Raw genomic sequence first — 16,387 nt, 5'->3', positions numbered from 1 at the left:
CCGTCAATAAGTTGGAATGGAAAGGCCGAGGATGCGCGCCAGCGCATCGACGACGCGGTACACTTGTGGGTCCCTGACGCCGGGTTGGCCGGTGCGGTTGCGGACATAGGCAAAGCTGACACCCGAGGATGGGTGGGCAAAGGCGAGCGAGCCCCCCGCCCCGTCATGGCCGAACGATCCCTCGCCGAGCATCGGCTGGATCGCCCATGGCAGCATGAGGCCCGCGCCCCAGGTCGGACCGGCGAAGTCCTGACCGAAAGGCGTTCCCGAAGACACGGTACGACAGGCGTCGCGAAGGCAATCCTCCGAAACAAGCGGAGCCTGGCCGACGCTACCGATCGCCTTCGAATAGAGCCGCGCGAGCGAGCGCGCGTCGGCGACACCATTTGCGCCCGCCAGTTCGACGCGCTGCACGGCGGGATCGTTCATGGCGTCGGCGAGACCGCTCATCCGCGCGGGGAAAAGGCCATTCAGCGATATCGCGCGCGCTGCGATCGATGACGGGTCAAGTTCGGGCGTGTCATATTCGGCCGGAACCTCGACGGCGGCAATGGGCGACTGCGCGTCGCCGCTGCGGCCAATCTGTATGTTGAGTTCCAACGGCCCAGCAAGATTGGCGCGGAACCATTCTCCGATGGTCTGGCCGGTCACCCGCCGCATCAGTTCCGACGTGATCCAGCCCACGGTGATCGCATGATAGGCGTGTGCCGTGCCCGGCTCGAACAGCGGAGCTTCCGCCGCAAGCCTTGCTGCCATCGCGGCTGTATCGGCCAGGCCTGCGATCGTGATCGGTCCGCTTATCAGGGGAACGCCAGCCTGATGTGCGAGCGCCTTGCGGACACTGATATCGCCCTTGCCGTGCGCCGCGAACTCGGGCCAGTAGTGCGCGAGCGGCAGATCGAGATCGATCCTGCCGTTCGAGACCTGCGACAGGACGCACAGTGCCGATATTCCCTTGGTGACCGAGAAAACGGGGACGGCGGTATTGCGATACCAGGGGGTTTGATCGCTGGCATCTGCCGAGCCGCCCCAGAGATCGAGCACCGGCTGGCCGTCACGATAGATGGCGCAGGCGGCCCCGCGTTCGCCGCCCTCCTGGAAGTTCGCTTCGAATGCGTCGCGGCACGCCGCGAATTGCGGATCGACGGTGCCCTGAATTTGGGAACGGTTGGTCAAAATTTTCCCTCCTTGGTTCGGGCATCGATCAACACGGCTTCGCCGAGCGCGACGGCGCCAAGCGGCCCGGCCCGGTCTCCGAGCGCCGGAAGCGTGACCAGATCTTCGGCCGCGTCGCCCGGGACGAAGGGAAGATAGCCAGCCAGGTCCGCGACGACATGCTGCCAGGCGCGTTCGAGCAGAAAGGAGCGGCCCATGCCGATCCCGCCGCCTATCAGGATTTTCTGCGGGCTCGTTACCAGCAGAAGAGCACCGATCAGCTGGGCCAGGTCGTGCGCGACAAACGACCAGCGCGGATCATCTGCCCGTATTTCCTCGCCCGCCCTGCCGAACCGCGCCTGCAGCGCAGGACCCGACAACAGGCCCTCGATGCAGTCGCCATGAAACGGGCAGCTACCCGAAAACTCGTCGCCGTTTGCGCGCCGCAATCGGAGATGCCCGATCTCGGGATGGAGCGCCCCGTGCACGGGGCGCCCTCCGAGCAGCAAGCCCCCGCCGACGCCGGTGCCGAGCGTCAGATAGCAGAGGCTGTCGAGGCCCTGTCCAGCGCCCCAGCGCCATTCGGCAAGGGCCGCGGCATTGACGTCGGTATCGATACGCCACGGGCAATCCGCGACCGCGCCCAGCGCACCCGCGATATCGGCTCCGCTCCAGCCTGCCTTGGGCGTGGCGAGCATTGTGCCAAAATCCGTTGCACCCGGATCAAGCCGCAGCGGACCGAAAGAAGCTATTCCGAGCGCGGCAAATCCTTCGCGCCGCTTCCACCCTTCGAGCGTATCGACGAGGGCGCCGAGCGTTTCATTTGGCGTCGTCGTCGCAAATCGCGCGCTCGCCAGAATCTCGCTCCCGCGGGCAAGGACAGCCAGCGCTTTCGTCCCCCCCAGTTCGATGCCGGCGATTGTCTTCATAGGGACCATAGCTATCGCGCGATCCCTGCCTTGTCGCCTGCCAGCCACAGATGAACGAACGGCGCAAACGCGCCGCCGAAGTTCCGGTCATCGCCGCCGCTCCAGTCATCGACAAAGCTCGTGACGGACAAGTCGGGCAGTACGAACCAGCTATAGGCCTGCGCCGGCGCGGCTTCGGGATTGGCGAACACCAGCCCGCTACCATTGACCGGGCGCCAGCCCTCGAAGAGCGCGGGGGATACCATTGCGTAGAGCCCGGTCGGGCCGGCAGGCCCCGACGGCGCAAAAACATGACGCTGCGTCGACCAGAAGAGATAATAAAGGCCGGCGTGGAAAATGATGTGCGGTCGCTCGAGTTCGTTGTTGAGCGTGTCTGCGCTGACGATCGGCGGAAGGAGGGTCCAGCCCTGCTCGCCGCATTGTCGGCGAACAATTCCGATGACGCCGTTATATTCGGACCGCGAGCGCGCCTGCGATCCCGCGAACAGCAGATAATCATCGCCTCCCGCCGGATCACGGAGAAAGGCCGGATCGCGGAACGCCTTGATCTTCCCGACCTCGCTCGGGCCGCCGCAGGTGGACATATAATGCTCGAGGTCGATCGGGACGATTTCTTCCAGCTCGCGCCAATCGCCAAGCCTGGGTGCCTCGCCCGACAGGTCGAGCGTCGCCAACGCTGAAAATAAACGCTGCTCGAAGGTCAAAATCTGCTCGCCGCGACGCCCGGTAGCGGTAAAATATAGGGCGACGGTCGCAAGGTCCGCGGAAGCGACGGCCGACCCCGACCATTCGCGGCTACCGGGTGAAAAGCCGTCTGGCATGGCCGGCCCGAGGTGCCGCCATCCTTCCGCGCTGTGCAGCAGCAGGTGGATGCGTGCATGCCCGTGGCGCTCGTCCGGGTCGGCGAAGCGCGGCGCGCCGAGTGCCATCCACAGCTGCCTGCCACCGGCCAGGATGATCGGCTTTCCGGCCTCGTCCTGCACAGGCCAGGCGTCCCAGACGCCGAGATCGGGAGCGATCGGTGCGAAATCTTCCTCGCTGAGCAGCGGCGCCCGCAGAACGGGCGCTGCGTCGATCGCCTCGATATGATCACCCGTCCAGCGAGCCGGAACCATCATGATAATTTCACTCTCAAATATTCGAAAACCGGACGGACGCGCCGTCGAACATCGGAATCAAATGAGGGGGCGAGCGCCGCTGCGCTCGCCCCTCCTGATCAATCGATGGTGGTGCGCAAGCGCAGGCCGATGGTGCGCGGATAAGGTCCGGCGAGCAGCAGACTGTTGCGAACGAAAGACGGACCGCGTTCGTCGGCGAGATTCTCGCCGAAGATCGAAAGCTCCCAGCGGTCCGTGCGGATTCCCGCACTGGCATTGTAGAGCGAGTAGGGCCGGACGACATAGCCGTCGTACATGACCCGGCTGCTGGTGCGGCTGGCCGCACCGTTGAGGAAGAAGCGCAGGTCGCCGCTGCCGAGCGGCCGCTCGAAATCGGCATCGAGACGATAATTATACTTCGCTGTGCTCGAGAGGCGCTCGCCATTGGCGACGTTGGGAAGCGAGGCGGTGACGGCGGGATAGATGTCGCGGAATTCGCTGTCGTTCCAGTTGGCGACCGCGCCGAGATTGAGGCCATCGATCGGGGTGCGCCACCGCGCTTCGAGATCGACCCCCGTCGTGCGGGCTTTGCCGACGTTCGCGAACGCGGAAACGCCGAACGGCGTGAGACCGAATTGCAGATCCTTGAAATCGATGCGGTAGACGTTGAGCCCGAGCTGGACGCGTCCGTCGGCAAGCTTCGCCTTGATGCCCGCCTCATAGTTGGTGAGCGTATCGGGATTGAGCGCACTCGACGACGGGATCCCCGATGCCTCGACCAGCGAGGCCTGGAACGGCGTCTGGGTAATGCCGCTCCGGAATCCCGTGCTGACCGTCACGAAGGCGGTCAGATCGTCGGTCGGGAACCAGGAAAGGTTCGCGCGCCACGTCACCTTGTCGGGTTTGGTTTGCCCCGAGCCCGTTCCGGTCAGGATCGAGTCCGCATCGAAGCGTCGATTGTCCTTGTAATAGCGGATGCCGACCAGCGGCACGAGCTTGCCGCCGAACAGATCGTAGCTGATTTCGCCGAAAGCGGAATAGTTGCGGGTCCGCGTATCGTTGAACCCACTGATGGTGAGCGCGGTCAAGTTGGCATCGAAGCTGAAGAGCGCCTTAGCATTCTGGTAGAAACCGCCGACCAGCCAGTGGAACGGACCATCGCCGTTCGAGCGAAGCTGGATTTCCTGCGCGAAGCTGCGCGCATCATAACCGTTGAAGAGCGCGCCGGTGCCGAGCGGTCCGAAGGTCTGTCCGGTCAGATAGCCATATTCGGCATCGAGATAGCTGGTCGAACTGCTGAGGATCGCGGCGCCGGCGTCATATTCGACCGACACGCTGTAGAGATCGAAATTCCCGTTCTCATATCCGCGCGTGGTTCCGCTGAACCACTGCTGGGCAGGCTCAAGCTGGTTGATGCTCTGCGTATAATTCTGGCGCGGTTCCCAGTGCGCGGCCTGCGCCCGGATGCGCAGCGCGTCGGTCGGCTGCCAGAGCAGGACCGCCCGCACGTCGCGGTTGGTGACGTCGTTGGCATTCTTGAACGACGGCCCACCGGTCGCCGGCGTCTCGCTGAAGATATCGACATAGCCGGCACGCTTGTCATAGCCGCCGCTGATGCGGATCGCGAGCCGATCCTTGATCAGCGGCACCGAGATCGCTGCCGACACCCCGTAGTTCAGCGCGCTCGCATCATCCATCTTCGCGATCGTCGCCTCGCCGCGCATCTCGAAATTGTCGAGATCGGGCTCGCGCGTATGGTAGATGATCGTGCCCCCTGCCGAACCCTGCCCATAGAGCGTACCCTGCGGCCCGCGCAGGACCTCGATGCGGTCGATATCGATGAAGCGGAGCGGCGGCGCGATCGGCGAATTGGGAATCGCGAAGGGAACGTCGTCGATATAGTAGCCGATCGGCGAGTCGCCGATGCCGCCCGCGGCTCCCACGCCGCGCAGCGAGAAGGTCTTGATCACCGAGCCGACCTGTTCGCCCGGCGAAGCACCCGGGATCGAGTTCACAAGATCGGTCGTCTCGCGGATTCCGCGCTCTTCGAGCTGCTCGCCGCTGAAGGCCTGGATCGCGAGCGGCGTGTCGATCAGCGACTGCGAGCCCTGGCGCGACGCCGTCACGACGATGTCGCTGTCACTGCTTTCCGTCGTGGAAGCTGCATCTTGCGCCATCACCGGAGTGATCAATGCGATATGTGCAATGCCGGTAAAGGCGGCGGCGGTCAGGCGGCGTGTCATAGGTCCTCTCCCCATAAGCTGCGAATCCGCGATGGAATACGCAATCGATTGCGTGCGGTTTACGCAATCGATTGCGCAGTTGTCAACTCTCTGTTACCCGGCGGCAACGAATGTAGGTGGAGAGCACGCATGACAGGACCGACCGACCTTCCGAAAGGCGCCAAAGTCGGCACTTCGACGAAGCTTTATTACGGGAGCGGTCAAGCCGTCGACGCCATCGTCCAGGCGATCGTCAACACCTTCCTCCTCTTCTATCTCACCGCCGTATGCGGGATGTCGGGGGCTGCCGCCGGCAGCATTTTCCTGATCTCGCTTGGCGTCGACGGGTTGCTCGATCCGTTCATCGGGCGGCTCTCGGACAATTGGCGGTCGCGCTGGGGCCGCCGCCTCCCCTTCATGACGATCGCGCTTCCGCCCATGATGATCGCCTCGGCGCTGCTGTTCACGCTCCCCGCCAATCTCGCCGGCGGCGCCCTCTTCGCTTATGTGCTGGCGCTCAACATCGTCCTGCGTGTCGGCCTGTCGGTTTTCGCGCTCCCTCATTCGGCGCTGACCGCCGAACTCAGCGACGATTATGGCGAGCGCTCGATTATCAGCACCTACCGGGCCCTGTTCATCGTGCTGGGCACCGCGGCCGCGCTTCTCCCCGCCTTCGGCTTCCTGTTCGCCGAAGACGGCGCGCTCCAGACCCGGCCACCCTACCAGTGGCTCGGGCTCATGACCGCCTGCCTGATCGGCGGGTTCGGGTCGGTCTGCGTGGGGGGGATCTTCAAGACCGTGCGCAGGCTGCCGATGCCGCCCGGCGAGGCGACGGGCACCGGCTTCCTGTCGGACATGGCACAGATGTTTCGCAATCCGTCCTTCGTGCCGATGTTCGGCGGCGCGGTGCTGGTGCTGGTCGGCCAGGGCGCGACGACGGCGCTCAACCTTCACGCGTACCGCTATTTCTGGGAGCTGCCGACCGCCTATATGCAGCTGCCGCTGCTCGTTCTGCCGCTCGGCATGCTGCTCGGAACCCTCGCCGCAGGCCTCTTGCTGCGGCGCATCGAAAAGCGCGACGGCGTCGTCGGCGCGATCACGCTGCTCGGCGTCTACCAGATCGTCATCACCCTGCTCGCCGTCACCGGCGTCATTCCCGCGGGGTCGATGATCGCGGTCGTTCTCGTCGCGATCAGCGGCTTGCTCTTCGGCGGCTGCGGCGCGCTCTGCTTCGTCTGCTTCTACTCGATGATCGCCGACGCGGTCGATGAGCATGATCACCTCTTCGGCGTGCGCCGCGAGGCCCTCTATGCCGCGGCGCTGATGGTCGGAGCCAAGGCTGCCACCGGTCTCGGTGCCTTCCTTTCCGGACTCGGTCTCCAACTCATCGGGTTCGTGGCGCCGGCGAAAGCGAGCGGGATCGTCCCGCCGGATATCGCCACGTCGGTGGGTCTCCTATGGGGCCTCGGCGGCGCGCTGGTCGTGCTCGCGGCCATCCCCTTTCTTCGGCGATACAGGATCGATCGGTCGCATCATGCGGCGGTCCTCGAAAGCCTTGCGGCGCGCAACGCCGATCACAACACGGCACCGAATTTGACGCCGGACCTTGCGCAGGCCTGATCGGCGGTGCAATCGATGGCGTAACGCAGACGGGCGAGTGGAATGGAACTGGAAAAGGTGCGCCCAAAGTCGGGCCGGGCAGTCAAGATGACGGACATTGCGCGGATCGCGGGGGTATCCTCGTCGACCGTGTCGCGGGCGCTTGCCGATCATCCCACCATTCCCGAGGCGACGCGAACTACGATCCAGGCGCTGGCGAGAGAGCATGGCTATGTCGTGAACCGCGCCGCGCGGAACCTGCGCCAGAGCCAGACGCAGACGATCGCCGTCGCGGTCCCGCTTGGCCACGAGCGCGAGCAGCTGATTTCAGACCCCTTCTTCCTGCGCCTGTTCGGACATCTCGCCGACGAGATTTCGCAGCGGCGCTACGACATCCTGCTCGTGCGCGAGCCCTCGCCCGACGCGCATTGGCTAGGGCGCCTCGTTCAGTCGCAGCGCGCCGACGGCTTCATCATCGTCGGGCAGAGCGACCAGCATCAGGCCCTTAACCTTGCGGCCCGCGACTACCGCCCGCTGGTCGTCTTCGGTTCAGAACTGCCAGATCAAATCTATTGCTCCGTCGGCTCCGACAATTTCGAGGGCGGCCGGCTTGCCACGGACCATTTGCTCCGATCCGGCCGCAGGCGCATCCTGTTCCTCGGTCCCGCCGAACTGCCGCAGATCGACCTCCGGCTGGACGGTTACCGGCAGGCGATCGGCGATCATGGCCTGTCGGTCGACGAGAGCTTCGTCCTGCCCGCGCATTTTACGGGACCCTCGGCCCATGACGCGGTGCGCGATCTTCTCGCGCGGGGGGTGGAATTCGACGGCATCTTTGCGGCCTCTGACGGCATCGCGCTGTCCGCGATCCGCGCGCTTGAGAGTGCAGGCATGCGCTGCCCTGACGACATCTCCGTCGTGGGTTTCGACGACAGCGATCTCGCCTCGCAATCCCATCCGGCGCTAACCACCATTCGGCAAGATGTCCCCGGTATCGCGGCGACGATCGTCGATCATCTGTTTCGACGGCTGGAAGGGGAAGGCACCTATTCGTCGACGCTGCCGGTGAGCCTCATCCTCCGGGAATCCGCTCCCGGCTGAAAACACAGATGGCCGGTTACACACAGGCAGCTTTTGGGCTGCTCAACAAAGAGAGCAGACATTCCAAAGTCCAGCCACAGCGCTGCGGGTGCCGACCATTCTATGCGAGTAGGCCGCCATCAATCACGATCTCCGCTCCGGTCATATTCCCCGACTTAGGTGACGAGAGAAACAACAGCGTCTTCCGAGCCTATGCCACTACCCCCTACATGATCCCAGGGTGACCACCAGGGCTCCGTCGTAGCCCGCCCCCGATCGAAGACGAGGCACTCGCCCGCGATCAACTCTTCGACGCCGGCAAGACATGTCTTCCGTCCGCGCAAATCTCCGCCCGCAAGGATGCAGGCAAGCTCCGGAAAGTCGACGGCATCGGGGCCGGGCGCGGCGAGGTTCAAGATCGTACCGCCGAGAGCGACCCCTTCCGCTCCAATGCGGAAATAGCAGGGAAGCAGCCCGGAAGGGTCGCGAAATATACGCACCGCATCATCCGGCCCCACATGCACGACCACATAGCCACCCCAATATCCGCCGAGCAGCCCGCGCCCCCGATCGTCCATTAGACGGTCCGCTTCCGCCTGTCCTATTGTGAGGACCGAAGTGCTCGGTGTGCCGCGACGGAAAAGCCGGCCGATGATGATGGTCCGCGGCCCGACGCGGATTAGCGGCTCCCCTGACCAGATCGCGGCGCCGGGCAGAAGGATATCCGGCGGGACGCCATGCAGCGAGAGGCTAGCCGAGTTCGGACCCAGGTCGATATGATAGCCGCCTACCATCAGACAGCGAAGATCGGTTCATAATGGAGCACGACATCGAGCGGATCGGTCAGAACGAGGTCGCCGGCCTGCACCCAGCAGTGCGCGGCGAAAGGCATGGTGACGCCGAAGACAAGCGAGACGCCCTGCTTTTGCCGGGCCATCATGCGCTTCATCGCGATGCCGCGGGGAAGGCATTGGTCGGCGATCGACACATAGCGCCTCGCGCGGTGGAAGGCCGCTGCGATTGCTTCGCACGCCTCCCCGGTCGCTGCCGGTATGGAGTCATGCGCGCCGGAGAATTCACCGAGGATTTGGGCGATCGGGCGGCGGCGCAGGTCGCGCTGCGCGCGCCGCTGCGCGGCCACGCTCGCTACGGCGGAAAGAATGTCAGAACGACGAAGCGGAGCATCCACAAGGCTGCGAGACGGACTGGCTATGGAAACCGCGCGCGGCACTCTCCCCTTCCCGGTCTCGCCGGTGAGACCGCAGCTTTGCAGTTCGTCATGGTCGGCCTGCGTGGAAGTCCCGTTGAGAAAGCGTTGGAAGGCCTCCGCTGAGCTGCCGGCGAGCAGAAAATAACGGTTTTCAAGAAGGTCGAAGAAGACGAAGCTTTCGTTCACGCACCGATAGTGCAGGCCGGGGCGCAGCAAGGGTGTCATGAAGGTTTCAGGCAAGCCGCTGCGAATGGCGTGCCGCACGGTGGCGGCACGCCAGCGCTGTCAATCGTCGACGGTGATGCCGCCGGCGAACAGATAGTGTTCGCCCTGGTCCTCATCGACGGGGCCGAGGGGTTCGATGCCCCGGGTTTCGACACTGATCGCGCCGAGATCGATCAGCTCGCTGCTATGCTGCTTATTCATCACGTCTTCCTTCCCAATTAGCGACCGGAATGAGTCGCATTGAGGAAGTTATGCTCTGGCCAAGACGCCATCCATTTTATTATCCAATAATAATCGCATGAAGAAGTTTTCGCAAAAGAGCGACCGGGAAAAGGAAACACTCGTCGGTGAGCGTATCGCTACCTTTAGCTTGGGCCTGGACATGCGTAGCGAAACCCGGTCACGCGCCGATACATCATCGGCGCTGCCGCCATCATGCGTCAATCACGCGATTCCGCAATGCGAACTGGCTCCAGATCGGAATTCATTCACAATAGGCAATATTCCACGCGGACCACGTGACCGGCGCCCACCTGGCGGTCCTCGGTGAGGCCGATTAAGCCACCGGCCTCGGCAATCCGTTCGATCGCGGCTCGCGGCACGCGCACGCCCCACCACCCATCCTCCACTCGATCTAAGCCAGATCGCCGCAGCATGGACGCTTCATTTTCAAGCGGGGTGCTTACTCCCAGGCAGCGAGAGAACATTCTGCCAAACACTCCTACATCGTGAATGAATAGCCGGGACTTCGACGAGGCAAAACCTCAGCGGCTGCCTGAAGATAAAGATCAATATGTTCACCGATTACCCGTGCAAAAGGGGTTCGCGAAAGCTGGTAGGTACCGGCACACCGCGGGCTCGGCATCGCAACGCACGCGGTGCTGGCGCCTCGTGACCGTTGAGGGAAAACCCTCATTGTTTCACCCGCTGGGAGGATTAGGCTGAAACAAATTCATACACAGGAGCACCTCATGGCTGACACTCAAACAAACGACAAGAAACCGCAATCCGACCCCGCCGAGAAGGACGCATTCTTTCCCTCACCCTATTCGCTCGGCCAGTTCACCTCGCCGAAGTCCGACCTCAGCGGTGCGGACTATGCCGCGCCCTACCAAGGCAGCAAAAAGATTCTGATGATCGGTGCCGACGAACGCTATCTTCTCACCGACAATGGTGCCTTCTTCTCGACCGGCAATCATCCCGTCGAGACGCTTTTGCCGATGTATCATCTCGACAAGGCGGGGTTTGCATTCGATGTGGCAACCGTCTCGGGCAACCCGGTCAAGTTCGAATTCTGGGCGATGCCGCCGCAAGATGACGAGGTGAAGGACTTCTTCGACAAATATCACCCTCAGTTCAAAAGCCCGCTCACCTTGGCCGACGTTGTTGCCGGCGGGCTCGAAGACTATGCCGCGATCTTCATTCCCGGTGGCCATGGCGCGCTGATCGGCTTGCCCGAGAGCGAAGATGTCAAGGCTGCGTTGGAATGGGCGGCCGCCAATGACCGCTTCCTGATTTCGCTCTGTCATGGACCCGCCGCTTTTCTCGCGGTCGGGAACAGCGACATCTACCGCGGCTACAAAATCTGTGCCTTCCCCGATGCGCTCGATGCGACGACGCCGGACATCGGCTATATGCCGGGTCATCTCACTTGGAAGTTCGGCGAGAAGCTGAAGGCCCTCGGTTTCGAGATCATCAACGAGGGTATTTCGGGCGCCGTGCACCGGGACCGCAAGCTGCTGACGGGAGACAGCCCGCTGGCGGGCAATGCGCTCGGCAAGCTGGCCGCCGAAGCATTGCTCGCGGATGCCGACACGGGTTGATGGATAGGGCCGGTCGATGAGTGCGGTCACCGCCGATGCGGCATTTCGGAGCGTCCTTGCGATCGAGGTGGCCGACGAACTTGCCGCAATCGAAAATGGGGTCCGCGCCTTTGCCGGCCCCCTAGGCTACGACCGGTTTGTGCTATTCTCGGCATCCGCAGCACATGATGAGGTGCTGCAGAGCATCTACTGGGTTGAAGGTGACTGGTTCGGTGACGGCGAAAGCGTCGATGCTGCGACCTATATCCGCCGCTGTCCGGTGACGCGCCACATTCTTGAGGCGCGTGAACCCTTCTTCTGGACCAAGACGGTTGGAGAGGACGGCGACCTTTACAAGGTTGTGCGCGTGCCGCGTGGGCAGGGGATTCATGGCCTCCAGATTCCCATATTCGGCCCGCTCGGACTTGAGGGCGCAATGAGTCTGGGCGGAGAGCGGATCGACGCATCACCGCAGGCGCGATTGGCGCTTGGGCTGATTGCGGAAGCGGCTTTTCTTGCCGCGCGAAAGGTCTTCGAAGCGCCGATCGATAGCGTAAGCAAGCTGTCCGATCGCGAGCGGGAAGTTCTGGCCTGGACTGCCGCCGGGCGGCGGCAGGCCGACATCGCCGTGACCCTCGGCCTGTCCGAGCGCACAGTCGAAAATCATCTTCGGCGCGTCCGCAAGCGCCTGGGCGTTCTGACGACCGGGCAAGCGATCAGGGTCGCGATCCGCAACGGTGAGATCGACGCTTAAGATTGACGCTATGGGAGATACGAGATGAGCAAGACGGTCCTCATAACCGGTGCGGCTTCCGGCTTTGGTCGTGGCGTCGCGTTCGGTCTGGCAAAGCGCGGGCATCGGGTAATTGCCGGCTGCCAAATATGGCCCCAGGTCTGGGAATTGCGGAATGCTGCCTAGGCGGAAGAGTCCGACATGCAGGTTATCAAGCTGGACGTCTTGAATGAGATAGACCGCGCAAAAGCGCTCGGCATCGAGATCGACATATTGTTCAATAATGCCGGGATCATGGAATCGGGACCAATGGTCGAGATTCCGATGACGGTGTTTCGTTCCGTATTCGAAACCAATGTCTTTGCCGCGCTCGAACTCGCGCAAGGCTTTGCCCGCGCCATGGTCAGGCGCGGTGCCGGCCGGATCGTCTGGACCTCATCGGTAGCCGGGCTGGTCAAGGTTCCCTTCGATGGCGCTTACGCAGCATCAAAGCATGCTGTCGAAGGCATCTGTTCGGCGATGCACGAGGAACTGAAACCCTATGGTGTCGAGGTGCTGACGGTGACCCCCGGAGCCTTCCGCACGGGTTTTAATGACACCGGCATGGAGAGCATGGATCAGTGGTGGGATCAGGGCGAGCGAGTGGTCGGGCACTGGCCTGTTCGCGAGCTCATCCATCAGTATGATCCTGCCGAGATGATCGAGGCGATCATCGAAGTGATCGAGGCCGAGCACCCTCCATATCGAACCGTGCGACCTGCGAGTGCCGAGGCAATGGTGCGCAAGGAACAGCAAGATGCATGGTCGACATTGATCTGATCGCCAAGCCCGAGGCGCCTTGCGCGAAGCACCCATGATGGGCGATCAGCGCGCAACAAGGCCCCATCATTCTAAGGATTTTAACGCCTGACAGGTCTAAACCCCGGGGGCACAGCCGTCATGGCGCGAGCCGATGGTAGAAGCGGATCGAATGTCCGTCGTTTCGAGCAGAATGGCTGCCAGCCGCATACCGCGGCTGACGTGGATCGTCGCAGGACGAAATATGATGGGCTGTCCTCCGTCATGACAATGACACACCCGACGAGGGCAGGTAATAGAATTACTTGATTAATTAATATCGCGTCTCGATGCTTGTTATGGCAGGGAAATGCCAACGGCCATTTTCCGCCTCTCGTGGCGCAGATCAGGAGCGGCTCATCATGGTTCATCATGATCCATTGCGCGATTTCGACCACAGGAGAGCAACTGACACCCGCCAAGAATATCGTGCCCGCCGAGTTGCGGGCCGGGCGCCACGGTCGCCCTAGGACATCTCATGGAGCTGATCGAAGTCATACGCGATGACATGCTTGCGACCGTCATTCTGAATCGCCCCGAGGCAATGAATGCCCTGTCAGCGAAGTTACGTTCGGAGCTTTGCCTGGCGATGACCGAACTGGCCCTGGATCGCTCCGTCCATGCCATCGTCCTGACCGGCGCGGGATCGCGCGCCTTTTCCGCGGGCCTCGACCTCAAGGAGCTGGGCGCCGATATCGGCAGCTTGGGAGAAACGAAGACGCGGACCGAGAATGACGATCCGGTGGCGGCGATCGCTTCCTGTCCACAACCGGTCATCGGCGCGATCAACGGCGTGGCGATCACCGGCGGCTTCGAGCTCGCGCTGGCGTGCGATATCCTGATCGCGTCGACCAACGCGCGCTTTGCCGATACGCATGCCCGTGTGGGGATCATGCCCGGCTGGGGGCTGTCGCAAAAGCTGTCACGCATCGTTGGTCTTTCGCGCGCCAAGGAGATTTCGCTCACCGGAAATTTCGTCACCGCCGAACAGGCGCTCGACTGGGGGCTGGTCAACCATGTCGTCGCGCCCGACGCACTTCTGCCGAAGGCCCGGGCCATCGCTCGCGACATTGCGAGTGCTGCACCTTCGATGATCGCGTCCTACAAGCGCTTGATCGACGATGGCCACGCGCTAGCGCTGGGGGAAGCGCTCGCCTTCGAACGCGAGCGCTCGCGGGCGGCCAATCTGCAGGTGACCGCTGAAGAGGTCGAGGCGAGACGTCTCGACGTCGTCGAGCGCGGGCGGGCGTTTGGCTGATCGCCCAATTTTTGGAGAATCCGCGTGAGGCCTGTTGGTCGTCGCGGGTCGGTAACGGGAGGCATGAATGTCGAGCATAATTGTGGCGGGCGGTTTGGGAATTCTGGGCCGGGCGATTACCACCGAACTCGCTTCGCGCGGTCATGACGTGGCGGTCGTCGATTATATGTCGGGTGCGCACGAAGACGCCGCGTCTGTCACCAGCGGCATTGATCTCGCGGACAGCGATGTCGTGAAGGAAGCCTATGCCCGGATCGCGGCGGAAAAGTCAGGCATCAAGGGACTGGTCAATGTCGCGGGAGGGTTCGTCTGGGAGACGCTCGAACACGGATCGATCGACAGCTGGGACCGGATGTACCGCATGAATCTTCGAACGGCAGTGGCGTCCTCACATGCCATACTCCCTCACCTCGAGCACGGCGGCTCAATCGTGAATATCGGCGCCGCCGCTGCGACAGACCCGCAAGTCGGAATGGCGCCCTACACTGCGTCGAAAGCCGGAGTCGCTGCGCTGACGGCAAGCTTGTCGGAGGAGCTTCGGCCCATGAGAATTCGGGTGAACGCAGTGCTGCCGACGATCATCGATACGCCGGCGAACCGCGCGGACATGCCGGATGCTGACCTGAGCGACTGGATTTCGCCCCAGGCGGCCGCTCGCGTCGTCGCCTTTCTGCTTTCAGACGAGGCGGCGAGCATTACCGGAGCCCAGCTCAAACTCTCCATGGGGCAATGAGCCAATCGCACGGCGGTGTGCCGGTTTGGCCGGCGCAGCGGCGCGATCAAGCCGCATCGATCTTGCCGGGAGTGCGAGCCTTGCGCGGCAAGGTCAGAGCTTGGCGGCGATCGTCATCAAAATGGCGCCCCAAACGAGGAAGGTGACGGCGTAAACCGCAATACAGTCAGCCTCTTGGCGCAGTCTGGCGCGCATGATCTTCTCTCCTGCTCCTTGCCCCGCCCTTGTTTCGGGCGGTGGCTTCACACAATGCCGTCATCGCGCGGAATCTGGCTTCGGATGCGGGGTTCGAGGCCCGCACCAAAAGCGGTCATCCGGAGATGGATCGGCGGATTTCTTCGCTCTGTTCGCCTATCGCCGGGGCGACCTTGCCGGCTCCTCCCAGCGATACGCCAAAGCGGACAGGATGCCCCATCCGGAAGCACCGTCCTTCGGTGGGATGCTCATAGGCTTCGAAGAAGCCGGTGGCGGCAAGATGCGGATCATTCATGATGTCGGCGAGGTCACGGACAGGCTGAGCCGGGATTTGCGCGGCATGGCAGCGCGCAACGAGGTCGGCGGTCGTGAAGCCTGGCGTCAACCTTGCTATTTCGCGGTAAAGGAGCGGGAGATTGCGCCCCCGCGCCTTGCGGGTTGCGAACGCGTCCTGATCGAGGAAGCCCGGATTGCCAAGCAGTTCGAATATCCGCGACCAGCTTTCGTCGGTGTAAGCGACGATGCTCACGTAGCCGTCGGAGGTCGGGAAAGGCTGGCGATCGGGATCGATCTGGCGAAAATAGCCAACCGGAGCATTGGGAGGGTCGAAGGCCAGGCCGCCGAGATGCTCAAGCAGCATGAAATTGGTGAAGACCTCGAACATCGGAATTTCAACGAGCTGACCCTCGCCAGTCCGCATGTGATGGATAATGGCGGCGAGCACCGCGTGCGCCCCATGAAGACCGGCGACCTTGTCGGCGATCAGCGAGGGCAGATAGCGCGCGCGCGGATCGCCATCGACGCGGGGGAGAAGCGTTGCCGTCCCCGACGCTGCCTGGATGACGTCGTCATAGGCCTGTAGATCGGCATAGGGGCCATCCTGACCGAAGCCGACGCAATGCGCATAAATGATATCGGGCTTGATCGCCTTTACCGCTTCATAGTCCAGGCCGAGACGTTCGGCGGCTTTGCCCCTGACATTGAGAACGAACACATCCGCATCCGACAGAAGCTTCTTCATCGTCTCGAGGTCGGCGGCGGTCTTGAGATCGAGGGCGATCGATTGCTTGCTGCCGTTGATTGCCATGAAAGCAGGCGCCATGCCATGGGTCGCGGCCGCCTTGCCCGACCAGCGAAAAGAGTCCCCGCTTCCAGGCACTTCGACCTTGATGACGTCGGCGCCGAGTTCAGCGAGAATATGGGTGCAATAGGGTCCGAAGACGACGGTCGTGAGATCGACGACCTTCAAGCCCGTAAGCATCGCCTTGCCGTCCGCCATTCCCATCATATGCTATTCTCGCTGCCTTACCGT

General features: G+C 62.8%; 14 protein-coding genes and 1 pseudogene. 7 read left to right on the top strand and 8 right to left on the bottom strand.

Going from position 1 to position 16,387, the window contains the following annotated elements; genetic code table 11:
• Positions 1 to 3: 3 nt before the first annotated feature.
• The 4 genes from ACTJI5_RS17535 to ACTJI5_RS17520 all read right to left on the bottom strand — a co-directional run bounded on the left by ACTJI5_RS17535 (position 4) and on the right by ACTJI5_RS17520 (position 5,424).
• Positions 4 to 1,176: a serine hydrolase domain-containing protein gene (locus ACTJI5_RS17535; RefSeq protein ID WP_058537063.1), complete on the bottom strand. Its 1,173-nt coding sequence runs from the start codon at positions 1,174 to 1,176 to the stop codon at positions 4 to 6.
• Complete coding sequence (locus ACTJI5_RS17530; RefSeq protein ID WP_231732801.1) at positions 1,173 to 2,084, bottom strand: ROK family protein; 912 nt, start codon at positions 2,082 to 2,084, stop codon at positions 1,173 to 1,175. Before ACTJI5_RS17530 ends, ACTJI5_RS17535 begins: the two co-directional genes overlap by 4 nt.
• 11 nt (positions 2,085 to 2,095) lie before the next feature.
• Positions 2,096 to 3,202, bottom strand: a complete 1,107-nt coding sequence (locus ACTJI5_RS17525; RefSeq protein ID WP_231732802.1) for a glycoside hydrolase family 68 protein — start codon at positions 3,200 to 3,202, stop codon at positions 2,096 to 2,098.
• 98 nt (positions 3,203 to 3,300) lie between these two features.
• On the bottom strand, positions 3,301 to 5,424 hold the full coding sequence (locus ACTJI5_RS17520) for a TonB-dependent receptor (RefSeq protein WP_411341054.1): 2,124 nt from the start codon (positions 5,422 to 5,424) through the stop codon (positions 3,301 to 3,303).
• 129 nt (positions 5,425 to 5,553) lie between these two features.
• Between ACTJI5_RS17520 and ACTJI5_RS17515 the strand changes: the two genes are divergently transcribed.
• Positions 5,554 to 7,023, top strand: a complete 1,470-nt coding sequence (locus ACTJI5_RS17515; RefSeq protein ID WP_411341053.1) for an MFS transporter — start codon at positions 5,554 to 5,556, stop codon at positions 7,021 to 7,023.
• 87 nt (positions 7,024 to 7,110) lie between these two features.
• Positions 7,111 to 8,103: a LacI family DNA-binding transcriptional regulator gene (locus tag ACTJI5_RS17510; RefSeq protein WP_440861205.1), complete on the top strand. Its 993-nt coding sequence runs from the start codon at positions 7,111 to 7,113 to the stop codon at positions 8,101 to 8,103.
• A 155-nt stretch (positions 8,104 to 8,258) separates the two neighbouring features.
• Here ACTJI5_RS17510 and ACTJI5_RS17505 read toward each other — a convergent pair whose 3' ends face one another.
• The 3 genes from ACTJI5_RS17505 to ACTJI5_RS17495 form a co-directional block, all read right to left on the bottom strand.
• On the bottom strand, positions 8,259 to 8,660 hold the full coding sequence (locus tag ACTJI5_RS17505) for a hypothetical protein (protein WP_231732803.1): 402 nt from the start codon (positions 8,658 to 8,660) through the stop codon (positions 8,259 to 8,261).
• 215 nt (positions 8,661 to 8,875) lie between these two features.
• The gene (locus ACTJI5_RS17500; protein WP_156419801.1) at positions 8,876 to 9,556 is read right to left on the bottom strand and encodes a lasso peptide biosynthesis B2 protein; all 681 of its coding nucleotides are present in this window, start codon (positions 9,554 to 9,556) and stop codon (positions 8,876 to 8,878) included.
• A 21-nt stretch (positions 9,557 to 9,577) separates the two neighbouring features.
• Positions 9,578 to 9,718 carry a benenodin family lasso peptide gene (locus ACTJI5_RS17495; protein ID WP_156419802.1) on the bottom strand — a complete coding sequence of 47 codons (141 nt, stop codon included), beginning with the start codon at positions 9,716 to 9,718 and terminating at the stop codon, positions 9,578 to 9,580.
• Between the two features lie 770 nt (positions 9,719 to 10,488).
• On the opposite strand from ACTJI5_RS17495, the gene hchA reads away from it, so the two are divergent.
• From hchA to ACTJI5_RS17470, 5 genes and pseudogenes are all read left to right on the top strand, one after another.
• Positions 10,489 to 11,340 carry a glyoxalase III HchA gene (gene hchA / locus ACTJI5_RS17490; RefSeq protein ID WP_411341052.1) on the top strand — a complete coding sequence of 284 codons (852 nt, stop codon included), beginning with the start codon at positions 10,489 to 10,491 and terminating at the stop codon, positions 11,338 to 11,340.
• 16 nt (positions 11,341 to 11,356) lie between these two features.
• On the top strand, positions 11,357 to 12,073 hold the full coding sequence (locus ACTJI5_RS17485; protein WP_411341051.1) for a PA1136 family autoinducer-binding transcriptional regulator: 717 nt from the start codon (positions 11,357 to 11,359) through the stop codon (positions 12,071 to 12,073).
• 24 nt (positions 12,074 to 12,097) lie between these two features.
• Positions 12,098 to 12,871, top strand: a pseudogene (locus ACTJI5_RS17480) (SDR family oxidoreductase).
• A 496-nt stretch (positions 12,872 to 13,367) separates the two neighbouring features.
• Entirely contained in the window at positions 13,368 to 14,147 is a 780-nt protein-coding gene (locus ACTJI5_RS17475) for an enoyl-CoA hydratase (RefSeq protein WP_411341050.1), read from the top strand.
• A gap of 67 nt (positions 14,148 to 14,214) precedes the next feature.
• A complete protein-coding gene (locus ACTJI5_RS17470) occupies positions 14,215 to 14,880 on the top strand; it encodes an SDR family NAD(P)-dependent oxidoreductase (RefSeq protein ID WP_058537071.1) in 666 nt (221 codons plus the stop codon).
• 310 nt (positions 14,881 to 15,190) lie between these two features.
• On the opposite strand, the gene ACTJI5_RS17465 is transcribed toward ACTJI5_RS17470, so the two are convergent.
• Positions 15,191 to 16,363 carry a CaiB/BaiF CoA transferase family protein gene (locus ACTJI5_RS17465; protein ID WP_231732804.1) on the bottom strand — a complete coding sequence of 391 codons (1,173 nt, stop codon included), beginning with the start codon at positions 16,361 to 16,363 and terminating at the stop codon, positions 15,191 to 15,193.
• Positions 16,364 to 16,387: the final 24 nt, after the last annotated feature.

The organism is Sphingopyxis sp. 22461, from assembly GCF_052044915.1.
GTDB lineage: Bacteria > Pseudomonadota > Alphaproteobacteria > Sphingomonadales > Sphingomonadaceae > Sphingopyxis.
Note: the sequence above shows the minus strand (reverse complement) of the source record. Positions and strands in the feature narration are given on the sequence as shown.